10 protein-coding genes are annotated in these 12,565 nt (G+C 39.0%); 6 read left to right on the forward strand and 4 right to left on the reverse strand.

All coding sequences use genetic code 11. The features are described from left to right. Positions 1-3: 3 nt before the first annotated feature. The 3 genes from cysZ to WMO13_RS05910 all read left to right on the forward strand — a co-directional run bounded on the left by cysZ (position 4) and on the right by WMO13_RS05910 (position 2,560). A complete protein-coding gene (gene cysZ / locus WMO13_RS05900; RefSeq protein ID WP_026878633.1) occupies positions 4-762 on the forward strand; it encodes a sulfate transporter CysZ in 759 nt (252 codons plus the stop codon). A gap of 102 nt (positions 763-864) precedes the next feature. Next, a complete protein-coding gene (locus tag WMO13_RS05905; RefSeq protein WP_051396155.1) occupies positions 865-1,746 on the forward strand; it encodes a DUF726 domain-containing protein in 882 nt (293 codons plus the stop codon). Positions 1,747-2,047: 301 nt separating this feature from the next. After that, on the forward strand, positions 2,048-2,560 hold the full coding sequence (locus WMO13_RS05910; protein ID WP_026878634.1) for a flavin reductase: 513 nt from the start codon (positions 2,048-2,050) through the stop codon (positions 2,558-2,560). Positions 2,561-2,638: 78 nt separating this feature from the next. On the opposite strand, the gene WMO13_RS05915 is transcribed toward WMO13_RS05910, so the two are convergent. Then, positions 2,639-3,637, reverse strand: a complete 999-nt coding sequence (locus WMO13_RS05915; protein WP_026878635.1) for an MDR family oxidoreductase — start codon at positions 3,635-3,637, stop codon at positions 2,639-2,641. 736 nt (positions 3,638-4,373) lie between these two features. Between WMO13_RS05915 and WMO13_RS05920 the strand changes: the two genes are divergently transcribed. Further along, on the forward strand, positions 4,374-4,559 hold the full coding sequence (locus WMO13_RS05920) for a hypothetical protein (protein WP_026878636.1): 186 nt from the start codon (positions 4,374-4,376) through the stop codon (positions 4,557-4,559). Positions 4,560-4,686: 127 nt separating this feature from the next. On the opposite strand, the gene WMO13_RS05925 is transcribed toward WMO13_RS05920, so the two are convergent. The 3 genes from WMO13_RS05925 to WMO13_RS05935 form a co-directional block, all read right to left on the reverse strand. Then, positions 4,687-5,982, reverse strand: a complete 1,296-nt coding sequence (locus WMO13_RS05925) for an AmpG family muropeptide MFS transporter (protein ID WP_245601149.1) — start codon at positions 5,980-5,982, stop codon at positions 4,687-4,689. A 23-nt stretch (positions 5,983-6,005) separates the two neighbouring features. Further along, the gene (gene mgtE, locus WMO13_RS05930; RefSeq protein WP_051396156.1) at positions 6,006-7,037 is read right to left on the reverse strand and encodes a magnesium transporter; all 1,032 of its coding nucleotides are present in this window, start codon (positions 7,035-7,037) and stop codon (positions 6,006-6,008) included. A gap of 516 nt (positions 7,038-7,553) precedes the next feature. Then, complete coding sequence (locus tag WMO13_RS05935) at positions 7,554-9,194, reverse strand: bifunctional metallophosphatase/5'-nucleotidase (RefSeq protein WP_169727762.1); 1,641 nt, start codon at positions 9,192-9,194, stop codon at positions 7,554-7,556. 167 nt (positions 9,195-9,361) lie between these two features. Between WMO13_RS05935 and trkA the strand changes: the two genes are divergently transcribed. Continuing rightward, a complete protein-coding gene (gene trkA, locus WMO13_RS05940; protein WP_156923256.1) occupies positions 9,362-10,777 on the forward strand; it encodes a Trk system potassium transporter TrkA in 1,416 nt (471 codons plus the stop codon). A gap of 93 nt (positions 10,778-10,870) precedes the next feature. Further along, positions 10,871-12,082, forward strand: coding sequence for an argininosuccinate synthase (locus WMO13_RS05945; protein WP_026878639.1), 1,212 nt, complete (start codon positions 10,871-10,873; stop codon positions 12,080-12,082). Positions 12,083-12,565 lie beyond the last annotated feature (483 nt).

Consider the following 12,565-nt stretch of genomic DNA (forward strand, 5'->3'; position numbering starts at 1 on the left):
ACCATGCGTGCCAATGCATCTCAACGCAGTAACCAAAATGGCTTACAATATTTTCTCGAAGGTTTTCGCTTAATGATACGCCCCGGAATGAAGCGCTTTGTCTTTATGCCAATATTAGTGAATATTATTATTTTAGGGGGCGCATTTTCTTGGCTCTACTTACAAGTGGACGGCTGGATTGAATATCTTTTAACCCACCTTCCCTCATGGTTGCAGTGGCTTAAATATCTCATGTGGCCTATGGTATTAGCCTCTATTCTTCTAATATTTGGTTATTTCTTTAGTGCGCTTGCCAATATAATCGCAGCCCCCTTCAATAGCTTTTTAGCAGAAAAAGTAGAAGCTGAACTTCGTGGTATACTGGCAGAATCAATGCCTTGGTCTGATGTGATTAAAGATATTCCAAGAACACTTCAGCGGGAATGGACACGTATCAAATATTATATCCCCCGCGCCTTACTCATCCTTATTATCTCTTTTGTGCCGGTGATCAACGTGGTAGCGCCATTTCTCTGGTTTATCTTTGGTGCTTGGATGTTAACCTTACAATATTGTGATTATGCCTTTGATAATCATAAGATCTCTTTTCCGGTAATGTTAACGAGCCTCAAGCAAGATCGTATTACGAATATACCTTTTGGTGGCTTAGTCTATCTTGCTACTATGGTGCCGATCTTAAATCTCTTTATTATGCCGGCTTCCGTCTGTGCAGGCACTGCGCTTTGGGTAGATCGTTACCGACAAAAACATCTTCCCCAATAATCACTTTAGTATTTGCATTGAATACTCAAATACTTGAATATCCCAAACAGGCTGATTGATAGAGGAACCTTTCACTAGATTCTCCCCTAAAAAGGACGCGTAATGAAGAAATACCCACAAGACACATTAACTACTGCTGAAATAACAGAGATTGTAGAGAAACTCAAAAAGCAACCCGAAAACCACCATTTTGGCAAAAAATTAGGGGAGCTCTTTTTAGGGGATTATTTTGCAAAAGATCAACATTTCGATCTATTAAAGCTTGAAAAAGCCCCTAAAGTAGATGATGATTCTCCTGCTCAGAAAGTGATTCTTATTAATGGTTTTTTAAATAATAAAACCAAAATCTTTGAAGATTGGTTAGAGGCCTACAATGATATTCCGGATAATGTTGAACTCTATGGCTTAACGTGGGATTCAAAAGAGATCAATGATTTTATCAAAAGCTTTGTAGCACCCTCCGCTGCTGCAACGACACTTCTTCGACGAACACCATGGACGATGGTTGCTTATGGCCTTGCGACTAATCCTTGGCATGTTTCTATGAAAAAAGCAGAAGATGCCGGCGAAATGCTCGGGGAAATTTTACAACAGACTCAAGATTCCTACTCACTTGTCGGGCACTCCCTAGGTTGCCGAGTAATCTACTATACCGCAGAATCGCTTCTACAACAGCCCGAAAAGAAACTCCACAACCTCTATCTACTGGGCGGTGCGGTCGGAAATCAGACAGAAGATTGGGAAAAAATTGCCGATCATATTACCGGCAATATCTACAATTGCTACTCTAAAAATGATGATACATTGCGCTATGGCTACAAAATCGCAAATGCGGGATTGAGTAAAGCAATAGGCTACTACCGTATTGACAGTAAACATCCTCGCATTCATAACATCGATTGCACTGAGATTATTGCAGGTCATGATAAATGGAAAGAGAATTACCCTGACGTGTATCGCTTGATAACCCAACAATTGTCCTAAAAATTGGCTCTTTTCTACCCAAACACCCCCTATTTGTGAAATATCTTTTCATATTCCCACCATTGATTTTAAGTTTTCAATTTTGATTCTATAGATCTTTTCAAAGAATAATGTCCTCTGTGATTATTTTTTGCAAAATGATATTTAACCGCTAGAATCAATAGAGCTAACTATAATAAATATAAAATACAATATAAAAATAGAGTACGAAGATTACTGACTCAATAGCCTAGCCAATTAACCTAGCAAATAGACTATCCAACTGAGTAATCATAGAGTGCCAATAGGGAAATAAAAAATAATGGGTATGGATTCACAACATCAAGATGTCAAAAAATTTTTTCGAGATGCGATGGCAACACTTGGTGCCGGCGTTAATGTGATCACGACAGATGGATCTGCTGGTCGCGCAGGATTAACGGCAACCGCAGTGGTTTCTATTACCGATACACCGCCTACGATGATGATCTCAGTGAATCGCAACAGTGCGGTGAATGCGATCTTTAAAGAAAATGGCACAATGGCTGTCAATATTTTAAGCGCTAAACAACAACTCGTAGCTGAATATTTTGGTGGCTTGCATCCTGTCTCTATGGAAGCCCGCTTTGCCCGTTTCTCATTTGAAAAAGGGGAATTAGGGTTACCTTTGCTAACAGGCGCTCTCGCACAACTTGAGGGTCATATTATTGAAACTTATGAGGTTGGTACTCATACACTCTTCATCCTAGAACTCTTTGAAATTCGCGCATCAGAAGAGAAAGAGGCGCTGATCTATTTCAACCGCGCCTTCTATACTCTAAAGCATCCTTCTTAATCCTAGAGTCAATCAAGGGTCAAGACTGCGACTTTGTTAAATTACGTTACATTTTATGACATTGCGCCGGGTAATCAGTTAAGCAATTTTTACTACAAAGCGCCCTTTAATCGTCCCTGAAATCATCGCTTCTGCTACTGAAGTCACTTCAGAAAGCGGGATCTCTATTACTTTATCCTGAAGATCTGTTGAGGTCAGTAATCGACTCAATAACGCCCAAGCTTCTACCCGCTTCTCCTTTGGAGCCATGACACTATCAACACCTGCAAGCGTTACGTCTCGTAAAATAAACGGTGCAACAGTTGTAGGAAGCGCCATATCACTAGCTAAACCACACGCTGCGACAATCCCACTATATTGAGTCTGCGCTAAAATATTCGCAAGAGGATGGCCACCTAATACATCAACCGCGGCTTGATATTGCTCTTTCTGTAATACCTTTCCCTTCTCATAAAAAGCCGGATTTTGCTCAATTCTACTGACACCTAAAGCCTCAAAAAAATGCTCAGCATCTGCTTTACGAGTTAAAGCGACCGTTTTAAACCCTAATTTACCGAGTAACATTAATGCTACCATGCCAACACCACCTGTGGCACCTGAAACTAATACTTCCCCATTATCAGCTTTGATTCCATGCTCAAGTAAACGATTTATACAGAGTCCTGCTGTATAACCCGCCGTCCCTAAAGCCATCACATCAAATGCGGTAAAGGATTCAGGAACCTGTAATAGATCTCTGCCCGGCACAAAAGCATATTCAGATAATCCGCCAAAATGATTTTCACTTAATCCAAGCCCATTCATAAAGACAAGATCACCTACTTTGAGCTCTGTATGAGTGGTTTCGACCACTTCTCCAACAAAATCAATTCCAGGGATCATCGGAAAACGCCGCGCAATTCGGCCTTTATTGGTGACCGCTAACGCATCTTTATAATTGAGCGTTGAGTAATAAATTTTCACAAGCGTATCGCCATCACCTTTTTCACGCGCATTCGCCTTTAAGGTATCTAATGATAATGCTTCAATTTGACAGCTAAATTCAGGATTCTGATCTAAGTAGAGGGCTTGAAACATAGTATTCTCCTAGTTGTTTTATCGATATAAAAACACTCGTTCATCATAACAGATATCATTCCGACTTGGCTCTTCCCACAATAGAAAACCGTCATCAGATAAGACAAATATCAATTTTCAATTAAACACTAGATTAAACTCTAGTAAATTAAACTCTCGCAAAATATATTAATTCCACTTTTTTATGAATTAGATACGTATCTTTCAATGCAATAGAATGCCATTCTATTTTTAATAATATTTTTTGTTATCAATATATTGTTATCAAAATATTATAGAAACATTGTTTGATTGAGTATAAAAATGTTGCATCTCCTGTAAGATAGCGCTACACTAATTCAATGCAAATATGCATGCCTTATTGTAGATGATCATTTTATTTCTTTAATTTTATATAACACTAACAACAATCGTAACGATCTCTACAATAAATCCGTTTAAAATTTTTTCTAACATTTGAACTGTAATTTGACTTTTATTAAGTCGCAATGTTTGCGCTAGATTGCATATATTGTTCAGGATCAATTTACCTGAATCCTTTAGTTCATAAAGTTATCTAGCCCTCTAGTTAAATTGTCGAAAAGACACTAAGTTATATAACATATTAAAAATTTAAAACTCTATTAAAATACGATTGTGTTCATTCGTAGCATCATCATAATTTTAATAAGCCATAACTCAAAAATATGAGTTATTCCTATCACCATATTAATAATAAAAATTTAGGAGATTTAATATGAAACAACCTATTGATAAAAATGGAAATGCAGTATCTGTTGGTAACTGCCTTATGAGAGATCAAGAGTGGGATACCATTATTCGTATTGACGATAATACTGAACAAGTTTGGTACAAAAATGGTGGCTTCAATTGGTTTGAAGAGATCAAATATTTTATCCAACGAAATAGTAATGCATGCTAAACTATGGATAGTTCACTGCCCTGTTGTAGGTGCGCTTCCCATTGCTCAATAAACAGAAGAATATCCTTAGAGATATCGATCATATAAAAAGCCTGCATTCATTGCAGGCTTTGTCTATTTCAGTGCTCTATTCTGGCGCTTTCAATCTCTGAATTTGAGATCGGAGCATGATAATCAAAATTAAACTAGGGATAAATAATACTGCCGTCATAATAAAGAAATCAGTCCATCCAAGTCCTTCCACCATAAACCCTGAAGCACCACCTAAAATTCGGAGCCCGAAAGCCGCTAAAGCACTTAATAGCGCATATTGTGTTGCTGAAGCATTTCGATCACAAAGTAGCCCTAAAAACATAATAAAGAGCGCACTTGAGAATCCTGAAATGAAATTCTCCGCACTAATGGCAACCGTCAGCATTGTCGTACTACCGGGATAAATAATAATCAGAAGATAGCCTAAATTGGTGATGCCAATCAGAATAGCCGAAATAATAAGGCTCTTATAGAGGCCTAATTGATTGATAATCGTACCTGCTAAAAATGCGCCCACCAATGTAGCGATTAAGCCATATACTTTTGTGACTAATCCAATTTGAGTGCCGGTAAATCCTGATTCATAGTAAAAGTTGGTGACCATAACTCCAGAAACAGCATCCGGCAATTTGTAACATACCACCAATAATAGAAACCAAGGTGCTCTTTCCCGCTGAAAAAAGTGGACAAACCCTTCGATAAATCGATTTAAAACTCGCAGCAAGGCTTCCGAAGCAGTCTCATTGTCTATTGCAACGATTTCTGTTGCCTTTTCTGATTTTGGTTCTGGGATCATCAACGTTAATACAATAATAATCCCCACTAAAATAGCAATCATCTGAAAAATAAAAGACCAACTATAACTGTCAGATAGCATCAGAACGCCGGCCCCCATAAAGAGCATCGCAATACGATACATAAAGAGATAACCACTTGCTCCATACGCTTGATTCTCTTTATCAAGATAATCGATACGGTAAGCATCTACAACAATATCTTGGCTTGCCGAAGCAAACGCTAACAGAAAGATCATAAACCCTAAAAGATAAGGGCTTTCCAAAGGATCAATCCAAGCTAGTACTACAAAGATCAACGCAATGAGAATCTGAAAAAAGATAATCCAGCCTTTTCTTCTGCCTAATTTTCCTAATATAGGCAGATGAAAAATATCCAATAAAGGTGCCCATAGGAACTTCAGAAGATAAGGTAAACCCAAAAGAGAAGCAAGCCCAATAGTCCCCTTCTCAATATTGAGTGTTGAGAGCCAATAGGTGAGCGTTGAAAGTGTCATTAAAATCGGCAATCCCGATGAGAAACCTAACAGTGCTACGGATAGATTCTGTTTTGAGAAATAACGCATAAAACAACTCACCCAATTTTGATACTTCATAGGTACTTCCTATCTATTATTGACTAATCAAACACTAAAAAAAGGCTTGCAGTACCGAGATAGATAAAGACACCTGCAATATCACAAATTGAAGTAATCAATGGAGTACTCGCAGTTGCAGGATCGAGTTTGAAGAGACGGAAAACAAAAGGAAGAATTGCACCTAGTAAACTTCCAAACATCACAACCACCACCATCGCAATCGCAACAATCATCGCTGTTTCTGCACCGACATGATAAGCATTTCCTCGATAATAACCAATTAAAGAGATCGCCACTGCCATCGTTAAACCTAATGCAAAAGAGACCAGCGCTTCTTTACTAATTACCTTAAACCAATCTTTGACCGTCACATCACCGACAGCCATTGCCCGAATCACGAGCGTTGTCGATTGCGATCCTGCATTTCCACCACTTGCAATGAGAAGTGGTAGGAAGAAGACGATATGTAGATATTTTCCTAAAAGATCTTCATAACTTGCAATTCCGGCACCGGATAAGAGATTCACAAACACAAGAATTACGAGCCAACCAATACGTTTTTTATAGAGCCAACCAAAAGAAGATTCTAATAATCCCTTATCCTCTTCATCGTCATCTACCGAGATTGAAGCCATTTTATGAATATCTTCAGTAGCTTCTTGCTGCATAACATCCATCATCTCATCAACATGGAGCACCCCAATCATTCGGCCATTACTATCAACCACAGGAAGTGTGACAAGATCACTATCTTGAAAGATTTTCGCTGCTTGCTCTTGGTCTAATTCATAATCAAGACGTAAAGTTGCCGGTGACATAATGTCTTGTAAAACCTGATCTTCTTCCGCCCCTAATAATTGACGCAAAGAGAGCACGCCCACTAAGACACCCAATGGATCAATCACATAACTATAGTGAATATTGGCCTTACCATGAACATTCTTCCTCAGATATTTGAAAGTTTCTCCTACGGTATAGCTCTCTGGAACGCAGATAAAATCAAAGTCCATCAAAGAACCAACGGTTTCTTCGGCAAAGTGTTGTGGGCGTTTTGCAACATGTTGTGGCGCCATAAACATACTCCTGTAAGTAATTGTGACCGAAAAACGAGGTGAGAAACGTCTGCATCTAGTAATTAGCTCATATCGAAGCTATAGTGGTTAATGCTAACATCAGACGAAAATCGTAGCAGGGACATCTAACCGATCTGAATAATCCCTATTTAAAGCATTCTAGCTAACTTAAATCATCGCAACAGTGCTAAATCTAGCGAAAAAGAATCATAGGAATGATCAGGTTTGAAAGGCCGACATTGTAGCTTTTATTACCAATAAATTCAATATTACTCTTTTCGCCAATAAAAGATGGCTATAAAGATAACTATAAAGGTGATGACAATAGTACCCATAAAGATAGATGCCTATCATATTGTTAGCGATATGGAATAATAAAAAAGGAATTGTATTCTTTTTCTCTACAATCCCTTTCTCTCTCAGTGGGATAATTTATCCCACCATTCACTCATAACGATATAGCATTAATGCTCTATTTAGTACTCTACAAATTTAAAGTCACTAGCTCATCAGCAACTACTCTACAAGGATTAATCTGGGTGCTTCCATTTGAAATTGAAATTCACCCTGCTCATTCATCAATTGTGTTTTGATATAATCAATCAAAATATCCACCATTAAACCTTGAAGTAATAATTGTGGCTTCCCTTTAAACATCTCATAACCATCTCCACCAATGGCCATAAAATCATTGGTTGCTAAACGATAAGTCGCATTAAGATCAAGTGGCTTTCCTTGAATCATGATATTGGTAACATGCGCTTTTTCAAGTTGATCCCCGTTAGGTGCGATAAGTTGATAAGTTAAACCTGCCACTTGCGGGAATTTACCGGCAACTGCCGGATAGGCATCCACACCATGATTTAAGGCATCCTGAATATCTTGACCACTCACCTCAATGACAGTCACTAAACCGCCAAATGGGAACACCGTTAAGAAATCACCATAAGTCACCTTACCCGCCGGAATAGAGGCTCGAATCCCCCCGCCGTTAGTCAATGCAATATCGGCATCTGTTGCCCAAAGCATTGAATCTGCTAATAACTGCCCCAAGTCTGTCTCTTTACCTCGAACATTTTCCCGTTCGCCATTCAGATCATTGAGTAATGTGCCTACCTCAACTGCAGTCACACGCGCATTCTCTTGATTAATGGCGTCAATTGCATTACTAATTTCCTCATCTACCGGGTACTGCATTGCATGCACAAAATCGATTGTTTCTGCCGTGAGATCAGTTAATTGATCATTGGTAAATGTCAAAGTTACAAGCCCAATATTTTCAAGGTAATTCCCTGTTGAGGCAATCATTGTATCTTTATAACGCTCTCCTTTCGGTAGCAGCGTATGGCTATGACCATCAATTAAAAGATCGATATCCGCTACCTGATCAAGCACTGAATAAGAGGTAATTTCTGATTCATCATCCATTCCTAAATGACTTAATACAACGATCACATCAACATTTTGCCCTTTCAATTCCTCAACTTCTTTTGCAGCAATCATTGCAGGATTAACAAAATCTAAACCCTCGGTATTTTTAGGGGATGATTTCACCTTAGTTTCAGGTGTCGCTAAACCGATCACCCCAATTTTTAAACCATTGACTTCTAAAATTGTGCTACTTTCAAATACCGGCTGTTGATCTTCACTATTAAGGACATTCGCCGCTAATACAGGGAATTGTGCTTCTGCAATAGCTGCTTTTAAAGCCTCTTGCCCATAATTAAACTCATGATTGCCAAGCGTCATCGCATCTAAACCTATCTCATTTAAAAGACGAATCACACTCTGCCCCTTCGATAAAGTGGCAAAATTAGTTCCATGAATGGTATCACCGGCATCCAAAATTAATACTTGCTCAGGATAACGCTCTTTAAAAGCATTAATCGCGCCTTTGTAACGAGCATAACCGATTAAGCCATGATCAAGCGGTTTCCCATCTTTAGCAGGAACGTCATCACCAATCACTCGCGCATGGGTATCATTAGTATGTAAGATATAAACCTTTTTAATCTGACCTTCTGTTTCTTCAGCAAAAGAAGCGATAGGAATTAACATCACAATCAGCAATAACCATAATATTGCCTTTAGTAATATTGCTTGCCTCGATACCGAACGTCGTGCACGCCCCATATTGATAAGAGGTAATATCATCATCCACTCCTTTTGCACACTCAAAATATGAATTAAAAACATGAATAATATCGATCACATTAATTGTCTAAATACAATTTGACTCTAAATATAGCTCAAATAGACAATAAATGCTGTTTTAATCATAGAGAATCATTAAATTGATATGCACAACGCCTTTTATTTGCGGTATGATTGCACTATCTAAAATTCAAGTAAAAGATCTCATGAAAATTCTAATTTTAGGCGCAGGTCAAGTGGGTTCAACTGTTGCGCATGTACTCTCAAAAGAGGCACAAAATGATATCACTATCATTGATAATCAATATGCACCATTAGCAGCTCTCAAAGAACGCTATGATATTCGCACTATCCGTGGCAATGCCGCTTCCCCTCTTCTTCTTAAAGAAGCGGGCGCCGAGAGTATGGATGTTTTGATCGCAGTGACCTCAAGTGATGAGGTGAATATTGTCGCCTCACAAATTGCGCACACGGTATTTGGTATCAAGCTCAAAGTTGCCCGTGTCCGCTCACAAGATTACTTACGCGCGGGCGATCTTTTTGGCAATAAACTTGACTCTACATTCCATATCGATGTGGTCATTAGCCCCGAAACGCTCATCACCAACTATATTAAAAATATCATTGAACTCCCCGGCGCACTCGATGTCCTTCGTTTTGCTAAAGGGGAAGCCTTAATTGTCTCAATGGGAGTGGAGAAAGATTCACAGCTCTTTGGGCGTCGTTTCTCTAAGATTAAACGCCGAACACGTCATCTTAATATCAACTATGTTGCGATCTACCGCGAGGGTTGTGAATTTATTCCTGAAGAAGATACTGTTCTAGAGGAAGATGATGAGGTCTATTTCCTCTGTGCTCGCTCTGATGCTCGGGAAGTGATTGAACTCTTCCAATCAAAGCAGCGGATCGCTAAACGGGTCACGATTGCCGGCGGTGGCAATATTGGCGCAGCACTCGCAGAAGCGCTAGAATCATTTGCCCATGTTAAGCTCATTGAAGCGAGCGCTGAACGTGCCAATGCACTCGCCTCTAAACTGAATCGAAGCTTAATTTTGCATGGCGATTGTACTGATGAGGCACTTCTCTTTGAAGAGAATATTGAAAATACTGATCTCTTCTGCGCACTGACTAATGATGATCAAACCAATATTATGGCGGCAATGCTTGCTAAGCGATTAGGGGCTAAATTCACCATGTCGCTCATCAATCGCTCCTCTTACCTTGAGATGATTGAAGATGAGTCTAATATTGATCTTGCATTTTCCCCACAACAGGTAACATTAAGCACCCTACTTACCTATATTAGAAAAGGGGATATCGTTCAGGTATACTCTTTAAGATCGGGTGAATCAGAAGCTATGGAAATTATTGCCCATGGTAATGCAGAGACTTCTAAAATCGTCGGCAAATCCTTAGAAGGCATTCGCTGGCCCGAAGATGTGGTTGTCGCCGGCCTTATCCGTCGTGGTAAAGTGATGAAGATTGAACCGTCTATGTTTATTGAACAGAACGATCATCTGATTTTATTTATCACCGATAAAGAGAGTATTCCTGAAGTGGAAGATCTTTTTGAGCTTAGAAAATAAGCCCATTATTGATTTCAAATATGAAATCAATTACTTATTATAAAATTACTTATCATAAATTATGATCAATACCAAAGTCGTTAGGAGACTAGAATGGACAAAATCAATAAAGTCGTGCTCGCCTACTCAGGCGGATTAGATACCTCTGTGATCCTTAAATGGTTACAAGATGAGTATAACTGTGAAGTGGTCACCTTTACCGCAGATATCGGCCAAGGTGAAGAAGTTGAGCCTGCACGTGAAAAAGCTAAAGCTTTAGGTGTAAAAGAGATCTATATTGATGATTTACGTGAAGAATTTGCCCGCGACTTTATTTTCCCAATGTTTCGTGCAAATGCGATCTATGAAGGTGAATATCTTCTTGGTACCTCTATTGCGCGCCCATTAATTGCAAAACGCCTTGTTGAAATCGCCAATGAAACCAATGCAGATGCGATCTCTCATGGCGCAACAGGTAAAGGAAATGACCAAGTCCGTTTTGAGCTGGGTGCTTATGCACTTAAACCAGGCATTAAAGTTATTGCTCCTTGGCGTGAATGGGACTTAATGTCTCGTGAAAAACTCCTCGATTATGCGGAGAAAAATAATATCCAAATCGATCGCGGTGGTAAAAAATCTCCTTACTCAATGGATGCAAACTTACTCCATATCTCTTATGAAGGTTTAGTATTAGAAGATCCTTGGACAGAGCCTGAAGCTGATATGTGGCGTTGGACTGTCTCCCCTGAAGCGGCACCTGATAAACCCACCTATGTTGAATTAACTTATCGTCATGGGGATATTGTTGCTATTGATGGCGTTGAAACCTCTCCTGCGAATGTGATGGCAAAACTCAATAAACTCGCAGGCGAAAATGGTGTAGGTCGTGTGGATATCGTTGAAAACCGTTATGTGGGCATGAAAGCACGCGGTTGTTACGAAACACCTGCCGGTACTGTAATGTTAAAAGCGCACCGTGCTATTGAATCAATTACACTTGATCGGGAAGTCGCTCATCTTAAAGATGAATTAATGCCCAAATATGCAAGCTTGATCTATAACGGTTATTGGTGGTCACCTGAGCGTAAAATGCTTCAAACGATGATCGATGAATCACAAAAATTCGTCAATGGTGTTGTCCGTGTAAAACTCTATAAAGGTAATGTGATCATTGTAGGCCGTAAATCAGATGATTCCCTCTTCGACGAAAATATCGCAACCTTCGAAGATGATGGTGGCGCATACGATCAAAAAGATGCTGGCGGCTTTATCAAATTAAATGCTCTTCGCTTACGTATTGCCGCAAGTAAAAATAGACATTTTTAATGATCTTTTAAGATTGGGTAAAAACTTTCAACTAAAATTAGTAGGATTACCCGTGCAACTTTAAATTAAAATTGCTATACTTAAATTCTTAAAATTCTATTCATAATTAAACCGAATCCCGCACTATCGAGAGATAATGCGGGATTTATTTATTTCGTCGTTTTATAGTCAATTTGGTTTAAGAAAAATGATTTTTTATGTAGCGAGTGTGAAACTTTAAAAGAATATCAAACCGTACTAAACAACACTTGCAAGATGCCGGATAGAATAGCTTCCTTGTCTCTTACAGCCGATTCGCCGGCATTTAAATAATGCTTTTTTTGAACCGATCTTACTATAAAAAACATAAGATCTTACTAAACAATATTTTCAAGATGCCAAATAGAACGACTTCCTCGCCTCGATCAGCCTATGTGCCGGCATTTAAACAATGCCTATTTTGAACCGATCTTACTATCTCATTAACTATCTACCCCCGTTACC

It is taken from the genome of Ignatzschineria larvae DSM 13226, from assembly GCF_038500265.1.
GTDB lineage: Bacteria > Pseudomonadota > Gammaproteobacteria > Cardiobacteriales > Wohlfahrtiimonadaceae > Ignatzschineria > Ignatzschineria larvae.